General features: G+C 70.4%; 26 protein-coding genes. 6 read left to right on the top strand and 20 right to left on the bottom strand.

Translation table 11 applies throughout. From position 1 onward, the window contains the following. Positions 1-30: 30 nt before the first annotated feature. Positions 31-609 carry a TetR/AcrR family transcriptional regulator gene (locus DEI97_RS01990; protein ID WP_111076029.1) on the bottom strand — a complete coding sequence of 193 codons (579 nt, stop codon included), beginning with the start codon at positions 607-609 and terminating at the stop codon, positions 31-33. An 89-nt stretch (positions 610-698) separates the two neighbouring features. Between DEI97_RS01990 and DEI97_RS01985 the strand changes: the two genes are divergently transcribed. Then, entirely contained in the window at positions 699-1,013 is a 315-nt protein-coding gene (locus DEI97_RS01985) for a DMT family transporter (protein WP_111076030.1), read from the top strand. Further along, on the top strand, positions 1,013-1,420 hold the full coding sequence (locus DEI97_RS01980) for a DMT family transporter (protein ID WP_111076031.1): 408 nt from the start codon (positions 1,013-1,015) through the stop codon (positions 1,418-1,420). The genes DEI97_RS01985 and DEI97_RS01980 overlap by 1 nt, the downstream gene beginning before the upstream one ends. A gap of 147 nt (positions 1,421-1,567) precedes the next feature. Here the strand turns inward: DEI97_RS01980 and DEI97_RS01975 are convergent, their stop codons facing one another. Continuing rightward, positions 1,568-2,707: a CE1758 family FMN-dependent luciferase-like monooxygenase gene (locus DEI97_RS01975; RefSeq protein ID WP_111076032.1), complete on the bottom strand. Its 1,140-nt coding sequence runs from the start codon at positions 2,705-2,707 to the stop codon at positions 1,568-1,570. Between the two features lie 238 nt (positions 2,708-2,945). After that, positions 2,946-3,860: a phosphatase PAP2 family protein gene (locus DEI97_RS01970; protein WP_284158308.1), complete on the bottom strand. Its 915-nt coding sequence runs from the start codon at positions 3,858-3,860 to the stop codon at positions 2,946-2,948. Positions 3,861-3,948: 88 nt separating this feature from the next. Between DEI97_RS01970 and DEI97_RS01965 the strand changes: the two genes are divergently transcribed. Then, the gene (locus tag DEI97_RS01965; RefSeq protein WP_181439344.1) at positions 3,949-4,590 is read left to right on the top strand and encodes a DUF4383 domain-containing protein; all 642 of its coding nucleotides are present in this window, start codon (positions 3,949-3,951) and stop codon (positions 4,588-4,590) included. A 549-nt stretch (positions 4,591-5,139) separates the two neighbouring features. Here the strand turns inward: DEI97_RS01965 and DEI97_RS01960 are convergent. From DEI97_RS01960 to DEI97_RS01905, 12 genes are all read right to left on the bottom strand, one after another. After that, entirely contained in the window at positions 5,140-6,465 is a 1,326-nt protein-coding gene (locus DEI97_RS01960) for an ATP-dependent DNA helicase (protein ID WP_111076034.1), read from the bottom strand. Further along, entirely contained in the window at positions 6,462-8,498 is a 2,037-nt protein-coding gene (locus tag DEI97_RS01955; protein ID WP_111076035.1) for a bifunctional copper resistance protein CopD/cytochrome c oxidase assembly protein, read from the bottom strand. The genes DEI97_RS01960 and DEI97_RS01955 overlap by 4 nt, the downstream gene beginning before the upstream one ends. 130 nt (positions 8,499-8,628) lie before the next feature. Further along, positions 8,629-8,916 carry an HU family DNA-binding protein gene (locus DEI97_RS01950; protein WP_110823157.1) on the bottom strand — a complete coding sequence of 96 codons (288 nt, stop codon included), beginning with the start codon at positions 8,914-8,916 and terminating at the stop codon, positions 8,629-8,631. Between the two features lie 307 nt (positions 8,917-9,223). Beyond that, positions 9,224-9,529, bottom strand: a complete 306-nt coding sequence (gene rpsN, locus DEI97_RS01945) for a 30S ribosomal protein S14 (protein ID WP_110823155.1) — start codon at positions 9,527-9,529, stop codon at positions 9,224-9,226. A gap of 3 nt (positions 9,530-9,532) precedes the next feature. Continuing rightward, positions 9,533-9,703, bottom strand: coding sequence for a 50S ribosomal protein L33 (gene rpmG / locus DEI97_RS01940; RefSeq protein WP_110905119.1), 171 nt, complete (start codon positions 9,701-9,703; stop codon positions 9,533-9,535). Further along, positions 9,703-9,939, bottom strand: a complete 237-nt coding sequence (gene rpmB / locus DEI97_RS01935; protein WP_110905118.1) for a 50S ribosomal protein L28 — start codon at positions 9,937-9,939, stop codon at positions 9,703-9,705. Before rpmB ends, rpmG begins: the two co-directional genes overlap by 1 nt. Positions 9,940-10,321: 382 nt before the next feature. Next, positions 10,322-11,008 carry an alpha/beta fold hydrolase gene (locus DEI97_RS01930; RefSeq protein WP_111076082.1) on the bottom strand — a complete coding sequence of 229 codons (687 nt, stop codon included), beginning with the start codon at positions 11,006-11,008 and terminating at the stop codon, positions 10,322-10,324. Positions 11,009-11,018: 10 nt separating this feature from the next. Continuing rightward, complete coding sequence (locus DEI97_RS01925) at positions 11,019-11,441, bottom strand: Fur family transcriptional regulator (RefSeq protein WP_111076036.1); 423 nt, start codon at positions 11,439-11,441, stop codon at positions 11,019-11,021. Further along, positions 11,438-12,358, bottom strand: coding sequence for a metal ABC transporter permease (locus DEI97_RS01920; protein ID WP_111076037.1), 921 nt, complete (start codon positions 12,356-12,358; stop codon positions 11,438-11,440). Before DEI97_RS01920 ends, DEI97_RS01925 begins: the two co-directional genes overlap by 4 nt. Beyond that, complete coding sequence (locus tag DEI97_RS01915; RefSeq protein ID WP_258376785.1) at positions 12,358-13,191, bottom strand: metal ABC transporter ATP-binding protein; 834 nt, start codon at positions 13,189-13,191, stop codon at positions 12,358-12,360. The genes DEI97_RS01920 and DEI97_RS01915 overlap by 1 nt, the downstream gene beginning before the upstream one ends. A 59-nt stretch (positions 13,192-13,250) precedes the next feature. Further along, on the bottom strand, positions 13,251-14,159 hold the full coding sequence (locus DEI97_RS01910) for a metal ABC transporter solute-binding protein, Zn/Mn family (RefSeq protein ID WP_111076039.1): 909 nt from the start codon (positions 14,157-14,159) through the stop codon (positions 13,251-13,253). Between the two features lie 121 nt (positions 14,160-14,280). Then, a complete protein-coding gene (locus tag DEI97_RS01905; RefSeq protein ID WP_111076040.1) occupies positions 14,281-15,549 on the bottom strand; it encodes a PTS transporter subunit EIIC in 1,269 nt (422 codons plus the stop codon). 178 nt (positions 15,550-15,727) lie between these two features. Between DEI97_RS01905 and DEI97_RS01900 the strand changes: the two genes are divergently transcribed. From DEI97_RS01900 to DEI97_RS01890, 3 genes are all read left to right on the top strand, one after another. Further along, positions 15,728-15,964, top strand: a complete 237-nt coding sequence (locus DEI97_RS01900) for a PTS sugar transporter subunit IIB (RefSeq protein WP_111076041.1) — start codon at positions 15,728-15,730, stop codon at positions 15,962-15,964. Next, positions 15,961-16,413 (top strand): PTS sugar transporter subunit IIA, encoded by a 453-nt coding sequence (locus DEI97_RS01895; RefSeq protein WP_111076042.1) that lies wholly within the window; start codon positions 15,961-15,963, stop codon positions 16,411-16,413. Before DEI97_RS01900 ends, DEI97_RS01895 begins: the two co-directional genes overlap by 4 nt. 672 nt (positions 16,414-17,085) lie before the next feature. After that, positions 17,086-17,313 carry a hypothetical protein gene (locus tag DEI97_RS01890; protein ID WP_146248230.1) on the top strand — a complete coding sequence of 76 codons (228 nt, stop codon included), beginning with the start codon at positions 17,086-17,088 and terminating at the stop codon, positions 17,311-17,313. An 856-nt stretch (positions 17,314-18,169) separates the two neighbouring features. On the opposite strand, the gene DEI97_RS01885 is transcribed toward DEI97_RS01890, so the two are convergent. The 5 genes from DEI97_RS01885 to DEI97_RS01865 all read right to left on the bottom strand — a co-directional run bounded on the left by DEI97_RS01885 (position 18,170) and on the right by DEI97_RS01865 (position 23,736). Continuing rightward, positions 18,170-18,946: a GntR family transcriptional regulator gene (locus DEI97_RS01885; RefSeq protein ID WP_111076043.1), complete on the bottom strand. Its 777-nt coding sequence runs from the start codon at positions 18,944-18,946 to the stop codon at positions 18,170-18,172. Between the two features lie 278 nt (positions 18,947-19,224). Next, positions 19,225-19,800: a GNAT family N-acetyltransferase gene (locus tag DEI97_RS01880; RefSeq protein WP_111076044.1), complete on the bottom strand. Its 576-nt coding sequence runs from the start codon at positions 19,798-19,800 to the stop codon at positions 19,225-19,227. Positions 19,801-19,919: 119 nt separating this feature from the next. Continuing rightward, positions 19,920-21,509, bottom strand: coding sequence for a dihydrolipoamide acetyltransferase family protein (locus DEI97_RS01875; RefSeq protein WP_111076045.1), 1,590 nt, complete (start codon positions 21,507-21,509; stop codon positions 19,920-19,922). Positions 21,510-21,553: 44 nt separating this feature from the next. Beyond that, positions 21,554-22,513 (bottom strand): alpha-ketoacid dehydrogenase subunit beta, encoded by a 960-nt coding sequence (locus DEI97_RS01870; protein WP_111076083.1) that lies wholly within the window; start codon positions 22,511-22,513, stop codon positions 21,554-21,556. Between the two features lie 86 nt (positions 22,514-22,599). Next, positions 22,600-23,736, bottom strand: a complete 1,137-nt coding sequence (locus DEI97_RS01865) for a thiamine pyrophosphate-dependent dehydrogenase E1 component subunit alpha (RefSeq protein ID WP_111076046.1) — start codon at positions 23,734-23,736, stop codon at positions 22,600-22,602. Between the last annotated feature and the right edge of the window lie 5 nt (positions 23,737-23,741).

Below are 23,741 nucleotides of genomic sequence, written 5' to 3'. Positions count from 1 at the left end.
TCTGGTCGGCACCGGCCGGCTCGCCGTGTGTCAGGCCCGGGCGACCCCGTCGACGTGTCGCTCGAGGACGTCGATCGCCCAGTCCCCCGATTCCCCGGGGGCCAGCCGGGCGACGTGCATCGCGAGGCCGTCGAGGAGGGCGTGCAGCCGGCAGGCCTCGTACTCCAGGTCAGCGCTCGGGACCCCGAGTACCTCGAGGACCCGCTCACACCACCGGCGCATCTCGACGACGACCCGGTCGAGCGTCGGGCGGAGCTCGGCGTCCGTCAGTGCGGCGTTGCCCAGGGCCAGGTAGACGTCGAGCTCGACCACGCGCTCGTCGTCGAGGGGCAGCAGTTCGACCAGCACCGCCCGCGCCCACTGCCGTGTCGGCAGGTCTGCGGGGATCGCCTCGATGCGCTCGCGGGTCCGGTCGAACACCGATGCGATGGCGTGCTCCCGGACGCTCGCCTGGGTCGGGAAGGCGTACCGGACAGTGCTCGGGGGCAGCCCTGCCTCGGCGGCGACGTTCCGCACGGACAGGGCACCGAGGCCGTCGCGGGCGAGGACCTGACAGGCCGCCGCGGACACGGTACGGCGGCGTTCCTCGAGGTCGATGCTGCGCGCCATCCGGCAATTGTCGCACGGTCGTACGAGTTCGTGCTAGAACTGGTCTCGTGAAGTCGCACAGTCGTACGACTTCGGATCGGAGGAACACCATGGCATGGGTCATCCTGGTGCTGTCGGGCGTGCTCGAAGCCGTCTGGGCCACCGCACTCGGGGCGTCGAACGGGTTCAAGCGGGTGGTGCCGACGATCGTCTTCGTCGCCGGCATGGCCTTGAGCATGGTCGGGCTCGCGTTCGCGATGAAGGAGATCCCGGTCGGCACCGCCTACGCCGTCTGGGTCGGGATCGGTGCCTCGTTGACCGTCGTCGTCGCGGTCCTGCGGCGGCAGGAGGCCGCGTCCCTCGCCCGCCTCGGCCTGGTCCTCGGGCTGGTCGCGTGCGTCGTCGGCCTCAAGGTGGTCAGCTGATGGCCTGGGTCGTGCTGTTCGTCAGCGCCGCGTTCGAGACCGTCTGGGCCACCGCCCTCGGGGCCAGCGACGGGTTCACCCGTCCGGGGCCGACACTCGTCTTCGCCGTCACCATCGTGCTGAGCCTCGGCGCGTTCGGGTACGTGCTCAAGCACATCCCGATCAGCACCGCCTACGCCGTCTGGACCGGCACCGGAGCGGCGCTCACCGTGCTCTGGGGCATGGGGACGGGGGCGGAGCCGGTCACGCTCCTCCGCCTGCTGTTCATCGCGGGCATCGTCGGCTGCGTCGTCGGCCTGAAGCTGGTGCCCGCGCGCCCGGCGGCGCAGCGCGCCCCGCGCGCCGCTGGCCGAGGCTCGGCAGAGCGGACACATTCGCCCGACCGTGAGACGGATCCCGTCCGCTGAGCCGAGCCTCGCGACGCGCGCCGTGGCTCGGGACGCACGCCGAGTCCCGGGACAGGCGCCGAGTCCCGGGACGCGCGCCGAGACGGACGGGAGGCCCGGTGCCAGCTGACACCGGGCCTCCCGTCCGTCAGGGGGTCACGCGACCGGTCAGACCGACGCGCCGGTCCACTCGTCGACCGCGGCCACGTGGTCGACACCGGCCGTGCCGGCCGCGTGTGCGGCGGCGACGCGCTCCAGGTGCGTCGGCGGGTTCGACGGCACGTGCGCGGGCCGGTCGGACTCGTTGATGCGGCGGAGCTCCGGCACGATGTCCTCGGCCAGGATGTCGATCTGCTCGAGCACCGTCTTGAGCGGCAGCCCCGCGTGGTCGATGAGGAACAGCTGGCGCTGGTAGTGGCCGACGTGGTCCTTCATCGCGGCGTACCGGTCGATGACCTGCTGCGGCGACCCGACGGTGAGCGGGGTCTGGGTGGTGAAGTCCTCCATGGAGGGGCCGTGGCCGTAGACCGGGGCGTTGTCGAAGTACGGGCGGAACTCGTCGACCGCGTCCTGCGAGTTCTTCCGTGCGAAGAACTGCCCGCCCAGGCCGACGATCGCCTGGTCGCCACGTCCGTGGCCGTGGTGCTCGTAGCGCTGGCGGTAGAGGCCGACCATCTGCTCGGTGTGCTGGATCGGCCAGAAGATGTTGTTGTGGAAGAAGCCGTCGCCGTAGTAGGCGGCCTGCTCGGCGATCTCGGGCGTGCGGATCGAGCCGTGCCAGACGAAGGGCGCGACGCCGTCGAGCGGACGCGGGGTCGAGGTGAACCCCTGCAGCGGCGTGCGGAACTGCCCCTGCCAGTTGACGACCTCGTTCTCCCAGAGCTGGCGGATCAGCGCGTAGTTCTCGACCGCCAGGTTCAGGCCCTGCCGGATGTCCTTGCCGAACCAGGGGTAGACCGGGCCGGTGTTGCCGCGGCCCATCATGAGGTCCATGCGGCCGTCGGAGATGACCTGGAGCATCGCGTACTCCTCGGCGATCCGCACCGGGTCGTTCGTGGTGACCAGGGTCGTCGACGTCGAGAGGGTGATGTCCTTCGTGACGCCCGCCAGGTAGCCGAGCATCGTGGTCGGGCTCGAGGCGACGAACGGCGGGTTGTGGTGCTCGCCGGTGGCGAAGACGTCGAGGCCGGCCTGGTCGGCGTGCTGCGCGATCGTCAGGATGTCCCGGACGCGCTGGGTGTCGTCCGGCGTGGTCCCGGTGGTGGGGTCGGTCGTGACGTCACTGACCGTGAAGATCCCGAACTGCATGATGTGCCGCCTCGTCTGTCGCTGGCTCGTTCCGGTTCCATGCGTTTGCATCGAACTGACGAGTACAACGTAGCGCAGGCCGGGGCATTCCCGCCACCGGCGGTGCGTTGCTGGGCTGCTGCGGTCGTCGTCGCGGCTGCTGGCGTTGCCGCGGCGGTCGTCGCGGCTGCTGGCGTTGCCGCGGCGGTCGTCGCGGCTGCTGGCGTTGCCGCGGCGGTCGTCGCGGCTGCTGGTGCCGTCAGATGCGGACGGGAGGCGCGTCCGCGCTGGTCGTCGGCGGCGCGTGGTGCATGCCGTCGGCCAGCCAGACCGCGGTGATCACGCCGAGGACGCTGGCGGACGACGCCAGCCGACCCGCCAGGAGCATCGCGCCGTGGTCGCCGTCCCCGAGGGTGCCGACCAGGAGCGCGACGACACCGACGAGCAGCGCCGCGCCCACGGCGACGAGCAGCAGCACCGTCACCAGCCGCCGCGGTCCCCGGCGTCCGTCACGGTCGCCTCGGACCCCGCGGTCCACCTGCGGCCCCAGCGCCCGGACCAAGCCGAGCCAGAACAGTGCGACCGCGCAGGCGCCGATGATGTCGCTCACCCGGTGCCAGCCGTAGACGACGGTCTGGTTGGCGACGAACACCGCGTAGACAGCGCCCACGAGCAGCACCAGGGGGCGGAACCGACGGGGTGTGACCATCAGCACGGCGAACAGTGCCGCGAGGGCGATCGTCGCGTGTCCGGACGGGAACGAGTTCGGCGTCGTCGACTGGGCGATCTCCGGGCGCTCGGCGATACGCTTGAGCAACGTCGAGGTGGCCGCGGACGCCAGCACCACGAAACCCGCTCCGAGCCCCACGGCGAGCCGCCTGCGTGCGAACGCGACGGCGGCGATCACGACGACCAACAGCAGGATCACCGGCACCGAGATGACGTTGAGGGCGGTGTCCGACCCGAACAGGTCGGACTCGCGGACACCGCCGAGCGCGGCGTCCTCCACCCGCTGCCCCAACGGCGTCAACACGGCGACCGCGTAGACGGAAGGCACGATCACGAACCCCAGAGCCGCGAGCAGAGCCCACCGGAGCCTCCGGGAGACGCTCGGTCCACGCCCCTCGTCGAAGGACTCGGGAGCGGTGCGCGCCGGTGTCCGTGTCACGGGCATCGTCCTCCTCGGGGTCATGGTGGTCGGCCTCGTCATCCGTCTGCTGAGCGGGAAGCGATTCGGTCGCTCGGGGTCCGACACGATACCGTTGGGCGACTCGTCGGGAGCTGGGAACGCGGGCCTCCGCAGCAAGGCCACGGCCGTCCTGCAGCAGGTCTCCGGACAGCGTGACACAGGTCGGTCGAGCACCGGGACGCGTGCCGCCGGTGGTGTGCGTGACCAGCGCGACGGCGGGCAGTCGTACAGCGCGATCGTCGCGCAGGAAGAGGAGACCCAAGTGGCCGTCAAGGAACCGAGCATCACCGCCTCGCCGAACCGCGCACTGGCGATGACCGCCGGCACGCTCTTCGCGATCTGGGGCATCCTGGGCTTCTTCTTCGCCCAGGACGGCGGCGGCGCGTTCTTCAGCCGCTCCGGTGGGTTCCTCTGGAACTCGTTCGGGCTGAACCCGGCGCTCTGCGGGCTGTGGACCATCCTCGCCGCGGCGTTCTTCATCGTGGGACTCGGCAACACGATCGGGTCCCGCGCGGTGAACCTGGTGATCGGTGTCGTCCTGCTCGTGCTCGCCGTCTACGGGTTCGTGTTCTCGAACACCTCGGCGAACGTCTTCGCGCTGAACACCACCGACAACGTCTTCCACGCCATCGTCGCCGTCGTCCTGCTGCTCACCGCGCTGGGCGCCGACAAGGAGAACCTCCGCGCACTGCGGGCAGCGGGCGCGCGCGCCTGACCTGCTCCCCCTCGACGCCCGTCTGCCGCTCCGGCAGGCGGGCGTCGTCGTGCGTGGGGTGCATGCGGTGGGGTGCATTGCCGCCCTCTGCCCGCCGTTCGCCCGCCCCGCCGAGGTCGCACAACCTGCCGCCGGCCCGACGCCGAGGTCGCACGAACGGCCGCCGGCGGCCCGCCCACGCGGCACATCGTGCGACCTCGACGGACCCGAGCGGCGCGTCGCGTGTCCGGGCGACGCGAGCGGCAGCTGCCCCGCCCGCCTGCCGTCGTCGCACGAACCGCCGCCGACCGCCCGCCCCCGCGGCACATCGTGCGACCTCGGCGGACCCGAGCGGCGCGTCGCGCGACCGGGCGACGCGAGCGGCAGCTGCCCCGTCCGCCTGCCGACGTCGCACAACCCGCCGCCGGGCCACCGCCGAGGTCGCACGAACGGCCGCCGGCCGCCCGCCCAGCCGGCACATCGTGCGACCTCGACGGACACGAGCGGCACGTCGTGCGACCTCGGCAGGAGCAGGAGGGGTCGGTCGAGCGACGGCCGTCCGCGTCGGCGTCAGGCCTCGGGATCGTCCGGGGCGTCGGCCGCGGGCTTCGGGGCCTCGAGCTGGGTCGCGACGACCCGGGGTGACTCGGACATGAAGCGGCGCACGTCGAGGTCCACGATGATGTCCGCCGGCCGCAGCGGACGCGTCAGGTACAGCCCGTCGAGGGACGTCAGCCGCGACAGCGCCACGTAGGTCTGCCCTGCGCTGAACACCCGGTTGCCGAGGTCGACGACAGCCCGGTCGTAGGTGCTGCCCTGCGACTTGTGGATCGTGACCGCCCAGGCCAGGCGCAGGGGGAACTGCTGGAACTCCCCCACGGTGTCCTTCTTGAGTTCCTTCTTGTCCGGGTCGTAGGAGTACTTGAACTTCTCCCACACCGACGGCTGGACCTCGAAGTCCTCACCGTCGACGCTGACCCACACGGTGTCGCGGATGCTCCGGACGATGCCGAGCGTGCCGTTCACCCAGCGCTGGTCCGGGTCGTTGCGCAGGAACATCACGTGTGCGCCGGGCTTCAGCTCGAGGGCCTCGTCCGCCGGGTAGTTCCGCCCGCCGAAGTCGCCGTTGACGTCGGCCTTGGCGGTCTTGAGCTTGCCCGGCAACCGTTCGAGCGCGGCCTTGTTGATGCGCGAGACGGTGTCGTTCCGGGTGGCGAGGGTGATCGCGTCGTCGGGAGCAGGTCGGGCGCCGGCCTCGTTGAGCTGCTGCGCCACGTCGGCGGTGACCCGGCCGTGACGGACCGCCGTGAGCATGGCGGCGAACGCGTCGTCCCGCTGCCGGTGCACGGTCGCGAGCTCGATGATGTGCAGCTGGGCCTCGAGCCACACCTTGGCGTCGAAGAACCACATGGACCGGTAGTGGTCGGTGAAGTACGCCCGCTCGTCACCGTCGCCCGGCACCGGGGGCAGCTGGTACGGGTCGCCGAACATGACGACCTGCACGCCACCGAACGGTTCGAACTGCCGCCCGCGGGCCTTGCGCAGCGAACGGTCCATCGCGTCGAGCAGGTCGGCGTTGACCATCGAGACCTCGTCGATGACCAGGGTGTCGATGGTGTTGAGGAGCTTCCGGGTGTCCGGACCCTGCCGCAGTTCGGCGTCCGCGATGAGGCCGATCGGCAGCCGGAACAGCGAGTGGATCGTCTGCCCACCCACGTTCAGCGCGGCGACGCCGGTCGGGGCGCAGATGACGACCTGCTTCTCGGTGTTCCAGGACAGGTGGTTGAGCAGCGTCGACTTGCCGGTGCCGGCGCGTCCGGTGATGAAGACGTGGTCGCGCGTCGACTCGATGTACTCGAAGACCGCCCGCTGTTCCGCGGAGAGTTCGACGCTCACCGGGCGCTCGATCCGCCGCTGACACCGCTCGCGATGCCGTCGTCGGCGACCGCCGCCCCGTCGCCGACCGCCGCCCCGTCGCCGACCGCCGCCCCGTCGCCGACAGTCGCCCTGTCGCCGACAGTCGCCCCGCTGCCAGCCGGGAGGCCCGTGGCCGCGCTCCGCAGCCGCACGAGACCGACGGCGACGACCGCGACGACGACGAGCACGCCCGCGACGATCAGCACCGTGCCCGCACGGGCCTGGTCGACCAGGGGATCCGGACCCCACGTGCGGCCCATCGCTCCGAACCAGGACGCCTGCAGCAACCCGAGCGGCCCCTGCATCGCGATCCCGAGCGAGACGGTGCCCGCGGCCACGACGACCGCACCCACGGCACGCACCAGGAACGCCGCGGTCGACGGACGGCGGGCGCCGAGGGCGATCGGGGTGAACAGTGTCGGCAGCGCCAGCAGTCCGACGAGCAGGAAGACGAGGTCGACCACCGTACGACCCATCGCGTCGCTGACGGACCAGCGCAGCACGTCGGTGGCGTACAGCCCCCACGAGAGCCCTGCGAGCAGCAGGAACGCGGGGAACGGCTGGACCAGGTACCGCACGACGGCGTTGTCGACGAACACGGTGGTCCACTCGGCGACTCCGGCACTGTCGTCCGTGCGCCGGTGGACCGCGGCCCGGATGAGCTGCACGGGCGCCGCAGCCCACACCAGCGCCGGGACGACGAGCCCCAGCACCACGTGTGCGCCGACGTTCGCGGACACCAGGTACCGGTCGTAGGTGTGCAACGAGCCCGAGGTCGCGACGACGAGCGCCACGATCCCGACGCCGGCGGCCACCGAGCGACGGACCGGCCAGGACCGTCCCTGTCGGCGGAGGCGCATGACCCCGGCGGCGTAGGCGGCGACCAGCAGCACGGCGGCCATCAGCCAGAAGAGGTCGATGTTCCAGTTCGTCAGCCAGCCCCAGGAACCCGGGGCGGCCGGCAGCGAGTCGTCGGTCAGGACCTCGGCCGACGTCGGGTCACTGGTCTTGCTCAGCGCCAGCTGTCCGGCGGGGGTCGCGGTGCGGCCGAGTGCGGCGGCGAAGCCCGAGGCGACGCCCATCACGGCGAGCTCCACGACGATGAGCGTCCAGAACGGACGGGCCTTCGCGGGCGCCGCGGTCAGGGCGGAGATGACGCGCTTCCGGTGCGCGGCGCCGATGACGCCCATCGCGACGATCGCCCCGACCTTGACGAGCACGAGGACGCCGTAGGGGCTGCCGAGTTCCGCCCACGCTCCGATGCGGATCTGCGCCGACACCACCCCGGAGACACTGACGAGCACGAAGCAGCCCAGCGCGATGCTCGAGTACCGACCGACGACGGCGGCCAGGCGCGCCCCGGGGACGACGTCGCGGATGAGGACGAGCATCACCAGTCCGCCGACCCAGAGCGCGGCGCCGACCAGGTGCAGCCCGAGCGCGGTGACGGCGGCGTCGTGGCTGGCGGTGCCGGCCGCGTGGCCCTGCTGCGTCAACGGCACGAGGCCGATCAGCGCGACGCCGGTCGTCAGCGCGACCATGCCACGGGAGCGCACCGCGAAGCAGAGGACCGTGACCGCCGCGGCGACGAGCACGGTGGTGAGCCAGGCGAGCCCGAGGTCCGTGCCGGTGAGGAAGACGCCCATCGACTGCCCGAACTTGGCGTCCAGGCTGACCGCCCCGCCGGCGACGCTGAGGTACGTGAAGAAGGTCGTGACCGCCGAGGTCACCGTCCAGACACCGGCTGCGGCCGCGGCGACGTCGATCGCACGGTCCCACTCCGGCGCGGTGCGGGAGAGCCCGATCGTCGCGAGGGCGAGCCCACCGATGGCGGCTGCGGCGGACAGGTCGACGAGCATCCGCGCGATGGGGAGCCCGAAGCGGACGACGGCACCGGGGTCCGCGATCAGCGCGGCGTCGGCACCACCGCCGACGACGAGCGCCACGAGCAGGGACACGAACGCCGCGAGCAGCAGGACGCCGGGGCCGGCGATGCGCGCGATGCGGTTCACCCGTCAAGCCTAGGCGCTGGCAAGCGCGCCACCGCAACCGCGCGGGCCGACCTGTGGACAGAGCACGGGCCTCCCGGGAACGACGGAAGGGACGGCGCGAACGCCGTCCCTTCCGTGGAGCTGAGTGGTCTTACTTGACCGACGCCTTGAGCTTGCTGCCGGCGCTGACCTTGACCGAGTCGCTCGCGGCGATCTCGATGGCCTCACCCGTCTGCGGGTTGCGACCGGTGCGCGCGGCACGGTGGGTCTTCTCGAAGGCGATCCAGCCCGGGATCGTGACCTTGGTGTCGTCCGCGACGGACTTACCGACGACGGCGAAGAGCGCGTCGACGACGCCGTTGACGGTGGCCTGGCTCTGGCCGGACTCGGCGGCGACGGCAGCGACGAGCTCGGTGCGGTTCAGTGACTTGTCAGCCATTGGATGTCCTCCTCGGACTTCTTGCGTATGGGTCGGACACGGAACGTCCGGATGCTGCGGGACGGTTGCCCCGAGCGGTGGGCCCGACCGGACCGAGGGCCCGGGGAACCGCTGATGAACCTACCAGCCGGTTCCGGGGTTTCCGGTCGACTCGCCCGGTTTTCCGGGCCTCCCGAGGGACAGGAGTGGCTGATGTGACGGATGTGACGACCGTGGTGCTGCCCGGAGTCGGCGGATGACGCCCCCCGGACAACGACGACGCCCCCACGACCTCGAGAGGTCGCGGGGGCGTCGGTGGGACTGGTGCTTACCAGGAGCTCTTCGTGATGCCGGGGAGCTCGCCACGGTGGGCCATGTCGCGGAAGCGGACACGGCTGATGCCGAACTCACCGAGGTGGCCACGAGGGCGACCGTCGATGGCGTCACGGTTGCGGTAGCGGACCGGCGACGCGTCGCGGGGCAGCTTCTGCAGGCCGACGCGGGCCGCTTCGCGGGACTCGTCGGTGCCGTTCGGGTCGACGAGGGCCTTCTTCAGCTCGAGGCGACGCTCGGCGTAGCGCTCGATGATGACGGCGCGCTGGTTGTTCTTCGCGATCTTGCTCTTCTTCGCCATGGCCTAGCGCTCCTCACGGAAGTCGACGTGCTTGCGGACCACCGGGTCGTACTTCTTCAGCACGAGACGGTCGGGGTTGTTCCGGCGGTTCTTCTTGGTCACGTACGTGAACCCAGTGCCCGCAGTGGAACGGAGCTTGATGATCGGACGGATGTCCTGACCGCGCTTCGCCATCAGATCTTCTCCCCACGGGCGAGGATGCCCGCCACGACGGACTCGATACCGCGAGCATCGATCACCTTGATGCCCTTGGCGCTGACGTTGAGCGTCACGTTACGACGCAGCGACGGCACGTAGTAGGTCTTCTTCTGCACGTTCGGGTCGAAGCGACGCTTCGTCCGACGGTGCGAGTGCGAGATGTTGTGACCGAAGCCGGGAACGGCGCCGGTCACCTGGCACACTGCAGCCATGGTTTCCTCCTGATGAATACCGTGCAGCCGATCGGCTGCACCCAAGGTCACTTGCCTGGTGCACACGCGCTGGACAGTCGGCACCAGACGGATCGTCTGGGCGAGGAGCCCGGCGAGGGGGTGTGCGCACCGCCCAGACCGGCGGCGGTCCGGATCGACGAGGTCGACCTGGGTCAGCACATCCGGGCCAGGAGGCTCGGATCCGGTACCACGCGACCGCGGCGTTCGCGACGATCGGAGGGCAGAACAACGGGCACTCCGCGCAGGCGCGGAGAACCAGCGGCCCACGTTACGCGACGGCCGGGCGCGTCGCAAGCCGGGCCTCCCGACCGGGCGGGGCGTCAGAGGACGCGAGCCGGGAGCCGGGAGCGATGCCGGCGCTTCAGACCCCGTCGGGCGGGCGGGGCGCCAGCGCCTGCACGATCAGCGCGCCGAGCTCCTGCGGCGCCGTGAACATCGGCCAGTGCCCGGTGTGCAGCCCGACGATCTCGAGCTCCTCGGTCGCCACGAGCTCGGCCGCCCACACCTGGTGGTCCGCGACCATGCCGGCCAGTTCGTCCGGGGCGATCTCGCACGTGATGACGGTCGCCGGGATCCGGTGCCGCGCGGGGTCGGCGTAGTGGAACCGGTCCGAGGTGACCCGCGCGGGTTCGGGGACCGCCCGCCGCTCGACGTCGGCGCGGATCTCCGGGGTCATGCCGCGGAGGGTCGCCGCCTCCCAGATGTCCCACGGCGGTAGCGGCACCTGTCCGTCGACCACCGGCAGTTCGTCGTTGACGCAGCCACCGTCCGGTCCGGGGAAGGTGTCGGCGTAGACCAGGTGCCGGACCCGGTCCGGCCGCTGGTCGGCGGCCATGTACGCGATCGGACCAGCGCCGGAGTGGCCGACGAGCACGACGGGTTCCGGGGCGGTGTCGACCCGGGCGACCAGGTCCGCGACCTGCTCGTCGAGCGTCGACCCCCGGCGGGTGACGGCGTCGACGGTGTGCCCCGCCGCTCGGAGGACCGGGACGACGTCGTCCCACGCGCTCGCGTCGAGCCAGAACCCGGGGACCAGGATCACGTGCATGTCGCGGAGACTACGCGCCACCTCGGACAGCGGCACGGGCGGTGCACTCGGCGCATTCGCCGAACACGTCGACGACGTGACTGGCGTTCGAGAAACCGTTCGCGGCGGCGGTCGCACGCGCCCACTCCTCGACCGGGTCGGCCTGGATCTCGACGGTCCGACCGCAGACGCGGCAGATCAGGTGGTGGTGGTGCTTGTCGGTGGTGCAGGCCCGGTAGAGGGACTCGCCGTCCTGCTGCAGCGAGTCGGCGTCGCCCTCGGTCGCCAGGTCGGAGAGCGCCCGGTAGACAGTCGCCAGGCCGATGGTGGAGCCACCGTCCCGCAGGTGCGCGTGCAGCGACTGCGCGCTGACGAACCCCTCGGTCTCGGTCAGGGCCCCGCGCACCGCTTCGCGCTGCCAGGTGTTGCGTCGTGGCTTCTGGACGGCGTTCATGCTGCGACTCCTTGCTTCGGTGCGGTCGGGAGGCTCGTCCCGCCGTCGACGTGCTGCTCCCGCGCCGACACGCGGTCGCGTCCACGGCGCTCCTTCCGGGCGCCGAGCACCCGGCAGACGACCCAGATGAGGAACGAGATGGTGGTGACGTACGGGCTGATGGGCAGGCCGCCGCCGAGGGCCAGGAGGATCCCGCCGACGACCGAGGTCACCGCGAAGACGACGGAGAGCACCGGCACGAGGACCGGGTTCACGGTCACCCGCAGTGCGGCGGCGGCCGGCGTCACGAGCAGCGAGAGCACCAGCAGCGCTCCGACGATCTGCACCGACACCGCGGTGGCCAGTCCGAGCGCGAGCATGAACACCAGCCCGAGCGTCCGGACCGGGATGCCGGCGGCCGCGGCGACGTCGGGGTCCACCGAGGCGAACATCAGCGGACGCCAGATGACCACGAGGATGAGGACCACGACGGCGGCGATCGCGACGAGCATGCCGAGCTGCGGGTTGTCGACCGAGACGATCTGCCCGGTCAGCAGTCCGAACTTGTTCGCCGCCCGGCCCTTGTAGAGCGCCAGGCAGAGGATGCCGAGGCCGAGCCCGAACGGCATGAGCACGGCGATGATCGAGTTCCGGTCGCGGGCCCGGCTGCCGAGCAGGCCGATGAGCAGCGCCGCGACGAGGGACCCGACGACCGACCCGCTGACGACGTTGACGCCGAGGAGCAGCGACGCACTGGCCCCGGCGAACGACAGCTCGCTGATGCCGTGCACGGCGAACGGCATGTTCCGGGCGACGACGAAGGGCCCGATCAGCCCGCCGACGACGCCGAGCACCGCGCCCGCGATGATCGAGTTGCGCACCAGGACGAGCAGCTCGCCGTAGTCCTGGAACGAGAAGACGGTCGACCAGATGTCCATCAGATCCGTCCTTCGTCCGGGGTGGTGGCGTGCGGACCGGGCTCGCAGTGGTGGTGCCCGTCGCCCGCGGTGTCGTGGGCGTCGCTCGCACCGACGATGACGATGCGACCCATGGTCCGGACGACGTCGACGGGCGTGCCGTACAGGTCGCTGAGGACGTCGGCGCGCAGGACCTCGTCGGGGGCGCCGATCCGGAAGCGTCCGCCGGCGATGTAGAGGACCCGGTCGACGACGTCGAGGATCGGGTTCACGTCGTGGGTGACGAAGAGCACCGCGGCGCCCTGCTGTCGACGCTGCCGGTCGATCAGTTCGGTCACGCCGCGCTGGTGCCGGAGGTCGAGCGAGATGAGGGGTTCGTCGCAGAGCAGCAGGGCCGGGTCGGCGGCGATGGCCTGTCCGACGCGGGTGCGCTGCTGCTCGCCGCCGGAGAGCTCGGCGACCGGGGCGTCGGCGAACGCGGTCGCGCCGACCTCGTCGACGATCCGGTCGATGCGCTCGCGTTCGGCACGGCGTTCGGGTCGGATGCCCCAGCGGTGTCCGGTGACGCCCTGCGCGATCATGTCGCGGGCGCGCAACGGGGTGCCCGAGTCCATCAGCCGCTGCTGCGGGATGTAGCCGATCCTCCGGTGGCCGCGACGGACCGGACGGCCGAGGAACGACATCGACCCGCTCGTCAGGCGCTGCTGGCCGAGGACGGTGCGGAGCAGCGAGGTCTTGCCGGCGCCGTTCGGTCCGAGGACGGCGACGAACTCGCCGGGCTGGACGTCGAGGTCGAGCCCGTCCCAGAGCCGACGGCTGCCGTAGGCGAGCCCGGCGTCCCGGAGCGCGAGCACGGCGGAGCCGCCACTGCGCTCGGCAGTGGCGGCTCGGTCCGGATCCTGGAGGGTCGTCGTCACTGCTTCAGTGCCGCCGTCACCGCGTCGATGTTCGCCTGCTGCCACGAGACGTAATCCTCCCCCTTCGGGAGCGTCTCCGTGACACCGACCACCGGGATGCCCGCCTTCTCGGCGGCCTTCTGGACCTGCTCGGTCTCGGCGCTCGAGGTCTGCTCGTTGACGGCCAGCAGCTTCGCCTCGCCGCTCGTGAAGAGCTTGAGGGTGTCGTTGAGTGCGGCCGGCGGGACGTCGTCGCCCTCTTCGATAGCCTCGGAGAAGGCCTCCGGCGTCACGTTGTCGAGGCCCATGGCGTCGAAGAGGTACCCGGGCACGGGCTCGGTGTACGCCACCTTCTCGCCGTCGACGGTCTTCTCGACCGAGGCGACCTGGGACTCGAGCTCCTGGAGCTTGCCGGTGAGGGTCTTCGCGTTCGCCTGGAAGGTGCTGGCGTCCGCGCTGTCGAGCTTGCCGAGACGCTCGGCGACGTCCGCGACGAGCTTCACCATCGTCGGGTAGCTGTAGAACACGTGCTCGTTGAACTCGGTGTCGCCGGACTTCTGCAGGCCGGAGAGCTGCACGACGTTGATCGTCGGCGCCTTCGTGTCGGCGGCCTTGGACAGCGTCGTCATGAAGTCGTCGTAGCCGCCACCGTTCTCGATGAGCAGGTCGGCCTTCGACACCGCGAGCTGCGTCTTCGCGCTCGACTCGAACGAGTGCGGGTCCTGCGACGGGTCCTCGAGGATGCTCGTGACGTCGACGTGGTCGCCGCCGATGCGCTCGACGATCGAACCGTAGACGTTGGTCGATGCCACGACGCGGACCTTGCCGTCTCCGGAGTCCGACGAGGCGGGTGAGGTCGCGCACCCGGTGAGGGCGAGCGCGGCGGCGCCGACGACGAGCGGCAGGGCGAGGAGGCGGGTGTGCATGGTGACGACGCTAGCGCCACATGAGAACGATTGTCAAAACCGTTACCGACGGAACGACGGGAGGCCCGGTGCCAGCTGGCACCGGGCCTCCCGTCGTGCGTCCGGTCGCGTCGCGACGTGACTACGCCTTGGTGAGGTCGTCGACCGAGGCCGAGGCGATCTCGTCCTCCGGCTCGCGACCCGGGGTCCGGAGGTTCCACTTCTTGATGACGAAACTGAAGAGGAAGTAGTAGACCGCCGCGTACGCCAGGCCGATCGGGATGAGCCAGATCGCCCCCTTCGCCTTGCCGAAGTTCAGCACGTAGTCGATCGCGCCGGCCGAGAACGAGAAGCCGTCGTGGATGCCGAGGGCGTTCACCAGGGCCAGCGAGGTGCCGGTGAGCACGGCGTGGATCACGTAGAGCGGCCAGGCCACGAACATGAACGAGTACTCGAGCGGCTCGGTGATGCCGGTGACGAAGGACGTCAGCGCGGCGGAGAGCATGATGCCGCCGACGAGCTTGCGCTGCGAGGGGCGGGCGTTGCGCCAGATCGCCAGGGCACCGGCGGGCAGGGCGAACATCATGATCGGGAAGAAGCCGGTCTGGAAGATGCCGGCCGTCGGGTCGCCGTTGAGGAAGCGAGCGATGTCACCGTGCCAGATGGTTCCGTTGGCGTTGAAGCTGCCGAGCTGGAACCACGGGAAGAAGTTGAGCAGCTGGTGCAGGCCGACCGGGATGAGCATGCGGTTCGCGAACCCGAAGATCCCGCCGCCGATGACCGGCTGCGACGTGACCTGCTCGCCGACCCAGGTCAGGCCGATGTCGAAGTACCGGTAGACGAAGGACATCAGCACGGCGATGACCAGGCCGGCCGCCGCGGTGAGGATCGGCACCAGGCGGCGACCCGAGAAGAACCCGAGGAAGTCGGGCATCTTCGTGCGGTGGAACTTCGTCCACAGCCCGGCGGCCACGAGACCCATCACGATGCCACCGAGAACGCCGAAGTTGATCGTCGCCTGCTCGCCGTTCGCGTCCTTCACGCCCGCCAGGACGATCGGCGACATCACCGCGAAGACTTGGTACATCACCATGTACCCGACGACGGCGGCCAATGCTGTCGTGCCGTCCGACTTCTTCGCCCAACCGATTGCGATGCCCACCGCGAACAGAAGTGGCAGCCACGTGAAGATGGCCTGACCGGCAGCAGAGATGACGCCAGCACCGGTCTCGAAGCCGGGGATCGCACCGAGCAGGTCGGGCTGCCCGATCCGGTTGAGGATGCCCGCGGCCGGCATGACCGCGATCGGGAGCAGCAGGCTCCGGCCCAGCCGTTGGGCGTTCGCGAAGAAGCGGGACTGCTTCTTCGGCGTCTTCTTCTCCGGCACGTCCGTGGTGGCAGCGGTGCTCATCGGAGTTCCTCTCGTCATCGGGTGGAGCTGTTCGGGGTGAGTTGAGTCGCGTGGACGGCGCAGGTACCCTCGGCAGTGTCGCCAGGTCCGGTCCTGTCCGGTCATGACCAGTTCGTAGTGTCGATGACCGTGGACTGCATGTCAACCTGTGAGCGAACCCGTAACGAGGAGGAAACAGATGGCTGACATCAAGGCTGCCGACATCATCGCCGCACTCGGCGGAACCGACAACATCGACGAGGTCGAGGGCTGCATCACGCGCCTCCGCGTCGAGGTCGAGGACGGCGACCTCGTCGACAAGGACGCCCTCAAGGCCGCCGGCGCCCAGGCCGTCGTCGGTGGCGGCACCGGCTGGCAGGTCATCGTCGGACCCGTAGCCGACAACCTGGCGCAGGACATCCAGGACGAACTGTGACGGTCGTCCGCACGCCGTTCGCCGGGCCGGTCGTCGGGCTCTCCGACGTGCCGGACCCGGTGTTCGCCGAGCAGCTCGTCGGCGCGGGCGTCGCCGTCGACCCGACCGGCACCACCGGTGAGGTCACCGCGGTCGCCCCGGTCGACGGCACCATCGTCAAGCTGCACCCGCACGCCTTCGCCCTGCAGGGGGCCGCGGGCGCCGACGTCCTCGTGCACGTCGGCATCGACACCGTGAAGCTCAAGGGCGAGGGGTTCACGCTCCTGGCGAAGGAGGGCGACACCGTCGCCGCGGGTGACCCGGTCGTGCGCTTCACCCCGGCGGCCATCACCGCGGCGGGGTACTCCCCCGTCGTCCCCGTCGTCGTGCTCGGCTCGACGCCGGACTCGGTCCCCCAGGACACCGTCGGCACCACCGTCGCCGAGGGTGACGCGCTCTTCGAGGTCTGAACGACCGAACTGAACGGCGAGCAACGGCACACGAGAGCACAGGGCTCTTCGCCGGCCGTCTACACATCACGGTAGTTCGGGGGAACGCCATCGCGTAGCACCGCGAAGGCGTGAAACTTTGCCTGGTCCACCCAAGGCTGACTGCTGAGCCGGCCGGAACTCTGGCCTGAGCTCGGAATCAACGCAGAAGGGATCGGTGAACGGCCGGCTTTCAGCTCGGTACGCGTTCGCCTCGCCCCTCCGCCCCTCGCTCTCGAGGCCGACGGATATCCCTGCATCGAGCCACGGTTGCTCCCGTCCCAGTGCGATTGATCGTCTCCTGCACTCGAAGGCTTCTTCAAGGAGATCCGCAACCCCTGAACCGGAAATGACGCTCGCAACGAGCCGAAGGTACAGAATCTCGGACAGTAAATCGTCATCTCCGCGAACCCGTAAGCGTCGCAATGCTGGTTCCACCATTGCCGCTCCGCCCTTGCACACGAGGTTCCAGGCGCCATGCCACGCCGTCATCCGAGTGTAATCTGCCGGAGTGATACCACCGATCACGTCGAAATAAGGGCACAACGCAGCAAAAGCACGAATAGCCCGCGTGAGTTCGAGAGGCGGAAGTACCGATCCTGCATCTCTGACAAGGAACGCCCACCATCGCGGATTCTCACTATCGGTGACGACTTGCAGTTCGAGCAGTCGCTTGTTGCGCTCTGTTCGGCTCCAAGAATCGTACCCGTCGTGCTCGATGAGCGCTTCGCAGGGACGATACACCAGGCATCCGCCATCCCGGTCGGTCAGGTACTCGTGGACGAGCCCGACGAATTTGGTCGCAGTACGAAGGGAATGAAGGCGTCCGACGCCCTGCACTTCGAGGCGTGCATCGCGGATGCTGGGACAGAAAACAGCTGAGCCGGCTTCGCCGATGCGAAGGCTTCGCAACAAGCGATCATCTGGCCGCTTCACGAGACGTTCGTCCGTGTCAAGCCAGAGCACAGAACTCGCATCCCCCGTTGCGCGGAGGACGTCGAGAGCGCGATTCCGAGCATCCGCGAAGGAATCGAGCCACGCCAACGGAGTGACCGTCACACCCGCTTGCGTGAGACGCGCGTGCCGCTGATCCTCCGTCGTATCGAACACTTCGACTCTGATCCCGAATCGAACCAACGAACCGACGCACCTGTCAGCGTCGCCACGCTCTCCTGCGAGGACAGCGCCGACGAGGTGCGTCGCTTCGCTGGTAGACATGACCTCAGATGGCCTTACATGCTTGGGCGCTGTACTGGACCGGGGTCGAGCACGGGTTCCAGGCCGTCGCAAGGAAGTAGTAGCAGCGCTTCTTCCCCACAACGCGGTTCGACTTGTATCCGTAGTGAATCTGGGAGTACCCGCACCGCTTGGTGTGGTTGGCCGCTCGGGCATCAGGTGCCAGTGAGCACACCTTCGCCAGCGATGCCGATGCTGTGACGTTCGGAGCAGCAGAGGCGCTAGCAGTCGGCCCGATGAAGACCCCACCTGCAATGAGCGCTGCACTCGCCCCGACGAATGCCGCATTCCTGCTCATCGTCGAATTCATGATGATCTCGCGCACACCCATGTGCGCCCCCTTTCAATCAGCACGGCGTGTCCGTGGCATTGCCAAGATCATGGCGACTTAGATCCCGCTCTGTCAACTGGTCAAATCGGTGTGTCTTCAATGGCAACCTCGATGCTGAATCAACGTCGAGAAAGACCAGATATGGGCCAGCCACCACGTCCGGCTGGTTACTCAGTGAGCGGAATGCGAGGGGAGGTTTGCGCGTGGCGTGCGTCCCGCACCCGTTGGGGAGGCCGTGACCTCCATCTGCACCCGGTAGCGGTCCGAGCGGTACCAGCTACGGGCGTGCTCGACCGCGCGCGTCCCCGAGTACGACACCCGGTCGAACTCGAGCAGCGGCGCCCCGGTCTTCGTGCCGAGCAGCGTCGCGACGTCGTCGGTGGCCGGGTTGGCGGCCACGGTCTGCTGCGCCCGGTCGATCGGGTGCCCGTAGACCTGGTCGGCGATCGAGTACATCGAGCCGGACAGGTCGTGGTCGAGCATGCCGGGGAACACGTCTGCGGCGAGCCAGGCGTCGTCGACGGACACCGGGGCACCGTCAGCCATCCGCAGGCGCTTGAGGTGCAGTGCGGTCTCGCCGTCCCCGAGGTGCAGGGCGGCGACCGTCGCGGCGGGCGGGACGCGTTCCTCCCGGACGAGCACGACCGTCGTCGGCACGTGCCCCATCGCGCGCATCTCCTCGGTGAACGAGGCCAGGTGCAGGGTCGACTGCATCGGACGGTTCGCGACGAAGGTGCCCTTGCCGCGGACGCGCTCGAGGTGACCCTCGTTCACGAGCTGGCCCAGGGCCTCCCGCACGGTGATGCGCGAGACGCCGTACTCGGCGATGAGCTGCCGCTCCGAGGGGATCGCGGCCCCCGGCGCCAGCCGGGTGGTGATCTGGTCGAGCAGGATCCGCCGCAGCTGCTGGTGCTTCGGTTCAGCACCCTCGGTGATGCGGCTCGGCAAGCGGACTCCTCGTGTGGATCAGGTGGTCCTGTGCGGACATGACCAGTTCACCCACAGTACCGGCCGGGCACGCGCGTGCAACCGCCCGGCGGGAGACCTGCAGGGACGCCGGGTGGCCCCTCGCCCAGGTCGCACGACAGGCCGCTCGCGTCCGTCGAGGTCGCGCGAAGTGCCGGCTCGTCGGACGGCACCCGGCCGTTCGTGCGACCTCGACAGGCGGCCGACGGCCGTTCGTGCGACCTCGGCGGGCGGGCGGCGGCCACCCGACAGCTGGCGGGTCAGGCGTTGGCGACGAGCCAGTCCAGCTGCGCCGGGGTCAGCGTCCGGTCGCTCCACGCCTGGCACTCGACACCCTCGGGCGCCGTGGTCCGGGTCGGTCCCTGCCAGACCTGGGTGAGGCCCACCCGGGCGAGCACGCGCGCCGAGGCCGGGTTGTTCGTCAGCACCCGCGCGGTGACCGGCACGTCCGGCAGCAGGGCGTGGGCGGCGTCCACCGCGGCCCGGGCGACCTCGGTCGCGTAGCCGTGCCCGTGGTGCTCCGGCGCCAGGCGGTACCCGAGGTTCCAGACGCCGTCGGCGGTGCGGTCGACGCCACCGATGCCGAGGAAGACGCCGGAGTCCGCCGCTCGGATCGTCCACGAGCCGAGTCCGTGGCGCACGCGGCCGCCGATCTTGCGCTGCACCAGGTCCTGCGTCTCGGCGCGCGAGGTGTGGCGTCCGGTCGGCAGGTGCGTCCAGGTCCGGGCGTCCGAGAAGAGCTCGTGGACCGCGTCGATGTCTGCGGGCGTCACGGGCGCGAGCACCAGGCGACCCGTCCGGATCTCCTGCTGCGGGACGAGCAGCTGGTGGACCATGACTCGATCATCCTCCGCTCCGCCGACATCGACGTGAACGGCACACCAAGACCGCGCGACCCGGACCCTGGCGGACCCGGACCCGGACCCGGGACCGGTCGCCGCGAACCGCGAACCGCTCAGTCGAGCAGGAGCGCCGGCTCCTCGATGACCGAGGCGACGTCGTGCACGAAGCGCGAGGCGACGTCGCCGTCGACGACCCGGTGGTCGAACGAGGCGCCGATGGTGGTCACCATGCGCGAGCGCACGTCGCCGTCGACGACCCACGGCTTCGGCTTGATCGTGCCCATGGCGACGATGGCGACCTGGCCGGGGTTGAGGATCGGCGTGCCGGTGTCCATGCCGAAGACACCGATGTTCGTGACGGTGATGGTGCCGTCGGCCATCTGCGCGGGGCTCGTCTTGCCGTCGCGGGCGGTGATGGTCATCTCCTCGAGGGCCTTCGCCAGCTCGAGCAGCGACATGTCCTGTGCGTCCTTGATGTTCGGCACGATCAGACCGCGCGGGGTCGCCGCCGCGATGCCCAGGTTCACGAAGTGGTGGACGATGATCTCGCGGTCGGTCCACGACGAGTTCACCGAGCGGTTCCGGCGAACGGCCCAGATCACGGCCTTCGCCATGATGAGGAGCGGGCTGACCTTGACCCCGGCGAACGTCGGCGACTCCTTGAGGCGCTTGACGAACTCCATCGTGCGCGTCGCGTCGACGTCCACGAAGAGCGACACGTGCGGCGCGGTGAACGCCGACGTGGTCATGGCGGTCGCGATGGCCTTGCGGACGCCCTTGACCGGGATGGTCTCCTGGCGGACGTCGCCCCACTCCGGGGTCTCGATGTTGCGGAAGACGCTGGCCTGCTGGGCGTGCCGGATGACGTCGTCACGCGTGACCTCGCCGGCCAGGCCGGTCGGCACGACGGTGGTCAGGTCGACGTCCAGGTCCTTCGCGAGCTTCCGGATCGGCGGCTTGGCCATCACCTGCAGCGCCGAGGCACTCGGCATCGACGGGCGCGCCGGACGACGTCCCTGCGCGGCGACGGCGTCGGCGGTGGTCGCCTCGCCCTCGTCGGTCTCGAAGGACAGGTCGACCTCACGACTGGAGGCGCGGCTCGCCTCGGCAGCGGCGGCGGCGGCCCGGCGGGCGCCCGGCTTCCGGCGGGAGGGCGCGGAGGTGGCGGAGCCGTAGCCGACGAGCACGGCACCGGAGCCCTCGTCGGCGCCGACGACACCGGCGTCCACCGCGACCTGGGCCGGGGCGGGTGCCGCGGCGGCGGGTGCCGGAGCAGCCGGTGCCGGAGCGGCGACCGGTGCCGGGGCGGCGGCAGCCGGCGCGGGTGCCTGCGCTGCCGGGGCCGACGCTGCGGGAGTCGGGGCCGGCGCTGCCGGGGCCTGGACGGCCGGAGCCGGGGCCTGCGCGACGGGAGCGGCGTCGGCGACGGGAGCCGTGCCTCCCGACTGGCCCGCGGCGGCCGAGTCGGACTCGACGCGGATGATCGGGCTGCCGACCTCGACGGTGTCCCCCTCGGCCACGAGCAGACCGGTGACGGTGCCGGCGAACGGCGACGGCAGCTCGACGAGCGACTTCGCGGTCTCGATCTCGACGAGCACCTGGTCCACGGCGATCTCGTCACCGGGGGCGACGCGCCACTGGACGATCTCGGCCTCGGTCAGGCCCTCCCCCACGTCGGGCAGGGGGAATTCGGCGACGGCCACGTCGGCTCCTTCAGCAGGGTTCGGTCGTACGGGAGTGGTGCGGGTCAGTAGGCGAGGGCGCGGTCGACGGCCTCGAGGACGCGGTCGGCGTCGGGCAGGTGGAAGTGCTCGAGCTTCGACTGCGGGAACGGGATGTCGAACCCGGAGACCCGCAGCGGCGGCGCCTGCAGCGTGTAGAACGCCCGCTCGGCGACGGTCGCGGCGATCTCACTGCCGACGCTGATGAAGCCCGAGTCCTCCTGCGCGATGACCAGGCGGCCGGTCTTGCGCACCGAGGCGAGCAGCGGCTCCCAGTCGATCGGCGAGATCGAGCGGAGGTCGACGACCTCGCAGCTCGTGCCCTCGGCCTCGGCGATGTCGGTCGCCTGCATGAGCGTCGCGACCATCGCACCGTGACCGACGAGGGTGACCTCGGTGCCGGTGCGGGCGACACGGGTGGTGTGCATCGGGACGTGCCCGTCGACCAGGTCGACCTGGCCCTTCGGCCAGTAGCGCGACTTCGGCTCGAAGAAGACGACAGGGTCCTTCGACGCGATCGCCTCCTGGATCATCCAGTAGGCGTCGTTGGGCGTGCTCGGGCTGACCACGCGGAGACCGGGGGTGTGCGCGAAGTACGTCTCCGGGCTCTCCTGGTGGTGCTCGATCGCGCCGATGTGCCCGCCGTAGGGGATGCGGATGACGATCGGCAGCGACATGTGCCTCGGCAGCCGGTTCGCCATCTTCGCCAGCTGCGAGGTGATCTGGTTGAACGCGGGCCAGACGAAGCCGTCGAACTGGATCTCGATGACCGGTCGGTAGCCCCGGAGCGCCAGGCCGATCGCGGTGCCGACGATGCCGGACTCGGCGAGCGGGGTGTCCCGGACGCGGTCGGCGCCGAAGCGGTCCTGCAGGCCCTCGGTGATGCGGAAGACGCCGCCGAGACGGCCGATGTCCTCGCCCATCAGCAGGACCTTGTCGTCGGACTCCATCGCCTTCGCCAGGCCGGCGTTCAGCGCCTTCGCCATCGGGAGGGTCGGGGTCGGGTCCTCGGGGACCTCGCCCGCACCGGGGTGCGAACGCAGCGTGTAGTCGAAGAGCTGCTCGGTGGTGCTCATGCGTGGGCTCCTGCGTCCTGGCCGGCCTCGTAGTCCCGGAGCCATGCGCGCTGCTCGTCGATGCGCGGGTGCGGCTCGCGGTACACGTTGTCGAACATCGCCTCCATCGGCGGGTCCTGGAGGGCGCTCGTGCGTGTGCGGATGTCGGCGGCGATCTGCTCGCCCTCGGCGTCGAACTCGGCGAACTGGGCGTCGGTGACGCCCTTGCTGCGGAGGTACGTCTCGGACCGGGTGATCGGGTCGCGGGCGACCCAGCCGGCGAGCTCGTCGTCGCCGCGGTAGCGGGTCGGGTCGTCCGAGCTGGTGTGCGCGCCGATGCGGTAGGTCTCGGCCTCGACGAACGCCGGGCCCTGACCGCTGCGGGCGTGGTCGGTCGCGACGAGGCTCGCCGCGTACGAGGCCAGCACGTCGTTGCCGTCGACCTTGATGCTCGGGATGCCGAAGCCGCGCGGGCGGTCGACGAGCGGGGTCGGGGACTGCACCGACACCGGCACCGAGATCGCCCAGTGGTTGTTCTGCAGGAAGAAGACGACCGGGGCCGAGTGCGACGCGGCGAACACGTACGCCTCGTTCACGTCGCCCTGGCTGGTGGCACCGTCACCGAAGTAGACGATCGAGCACGCGTCGACGTCCGGGTCGCCGGTGCCGACGACGCCGTCGAGCGCCTGGCCCATCGCGTAGCCGGTGGCGTGCAGGGTCTGGGCGCCGATGACGAGCGTGTAGATGTGCGTGTTGCCGCGGGCGTCCGGGTCCCAGTTGCCGTGGGCCTGACCGCGGAAGAGCGAGATGATCTCCATCGGCTCCACCCCGCGCTGCATCACGACGGCGTGCTCGCGGTACGACGGGAAGAGGTGGTCCTGGGGGCGGAGCGCGAAGGCGGAACCGACCTGCGCCGCCTCTTGCCCGTGGCTCGGCGCCCAGAGCCCGAGCTGACCGGTGCGCTGCAGGTTGCCGGCAGCGTGGTCGAAGCGTCGGGTGAGCACCATCTGGCGGTGCATGGCGAGCAGGGTCTCATCAGGGAGGGCCCGGGCGACGGCGGCGAGTTCGGCGTTCTCGTCGGTCTCCACGAACCGGCCCTCGGGATCGAGGAGCTGGACGGGGGTCGTCGCAGGAGCCGCGGCGCGGAACAACATGTTCG

The sequence above is a fragment of the Curtobacterium sp. MCLR17_032 genome (genome assembly GCF_003234795.2).
GTDB lineage: Bacteria > Actinomycetota > Actinomycetes > Actinomycetales > Microbacteriaceae > Curtobacterium.
Note: the sequence above shows the minus strand (reverse complement) of the source record. Positions and strands in the feature narration are given on the sequence as shown.

What these genes read in the sequence shown, in the direction of transcription:
- DEI97_RS01990 (WP_111076029.1), bottom strand. Translation starts at nt 609, where the DNA reads ATGGCGCGCAGCATCGACCTCGAGGAACGCCGCCGTACCGTGTCCGCG.
- DEI97_RS01985 (WP_111076030.1), top strand. Translation starts at nt 699, where the DNA reads ATGGCATGGGTCATCCTGGTGCTGTCGGGCGTGCTCGAAGCCGTCTGG.
- DEI97_RS01980 (WP_111076031.1), top strand. Translation starts at nt 1,013, where the DNA reads ATGGCCTGGGTCGTGCTGTTCGTCAGCGCCGCGTTCGAGACCGTCTGG.
- DEI97_RS01975 (WP_111076032.1), bottom strand. Translation starts at nt 2,707, where the DNA reads ATGCAGTTCGGGATCTTCACGGTCAGTGACGTCACGACCGACCCCACC.
- DEI97_RS01970 (WP_284158308.1), bottom strand. Translation starts at nt 3,860, where the DNA reads ATGCCCGTGACACGGACACCGGCGCGCACCGCTCCCGAGTCCTTCGAC.
- DEI97_RS01950 (WP_110823157.1), bottom strand. Translation starts at nt 8,916, where the DNA reads ATGGCTGACAAGTCACTGAACCGCACCGAGCTCGTCGCTGCCGTCGCC.
- rpsN (WP_110823155.1), bottom strand. Translation starts at nt 9,529, where the DNA reads ATGGCGAAGAAGAGCAAGATCGCGAAGAACAACCAGCGCGCCGTCATC.
- rpmG (WP_110905119.1), bottom strand. Translation starts at nt 9,703, where the DNA reads ATGGCGAAGCGCGGTCAGGACATCCGTCCGATCATCAAGCTCCGTTCC.
- rpmB (WP_110905118.1), bottom strand. Translation starts at nt 9,939, where the DNA reads ATGGCTGCAGTGTGCCAGGTGACCGGCGCCGTTCCCGGCTTCGGTCAC.
- DEI97_RS01930 (WP_111076082.1), bottom strand. Translation starts at nt 11,008, where the DNA reads ATGCACGTGATCCTGGTCCCCGGGTTCTGGCTCGACGCGAGCGCGTGG.
- DEI97_RS01925 (WP_111076036.1), bottom strand. Translation starts at nt 11,441, where the DNA reads ATGAACGCCGTCCAGAAGCCACGACGCAACACCTGGCAGCGCGAAGCG.
- DEI97_RS01920 (WP_111076037.1), bottom strand. Translation starts at nt 12,358, where the DNA reads ATGGACATCTGGTCGACCGTCTTCTCGTTCCAGGACTACGGCGAGCTG.
- DEI97_RS01910 (WP_111076039.1), bottom strand. Translation starts at nt 14,159, where the DNA reads ATGCACACCCGCCTCCTCGCCCTGCCGCTCGTCGTCGGCGCCGCCGCG.
- DEI97_RS01905 (WP_111076040.1), bottom strand. Translation starts at nt 15,549, where the DNA reads ATGAGCACCGCTGCCACCACGGACGTGCCGGAGAAGAAGACGCCGAAG.
- DEI97_RS01900 (WP_111076041.1), top strand. Translation starts at nt 15,728, where the DNA reads ATGGCTGACATCAAGGCTGCCGACATCATCGCCGCACTCGGCGGAACC.
- DEI97_RS01880 (WP_111076044.1), bottom strand. Translation starts at nt 19,800, where the DNA reads ATGGTCCACCAGCTGCTCGTCCCGCAGCAGGAGATCCGGACGGGTCGC.
- DEI97_RS01870 (WP_111076083.1), bottom strand. Translation starts at nt 22,513, where the DNA reads ATGGCGAAGGCGCTGAACGCCGGCCTGGCGAAGGCGATGGAGTCCGAC.
- DEI97_RS01865 (WP_111076046.1), bottom strand. Translation starts at nt 23,736, where the DNA reads ATGTTGTTCCGCGCCGCGGCTCCTGCGACGACCCCCGTCCAGCTCCTC.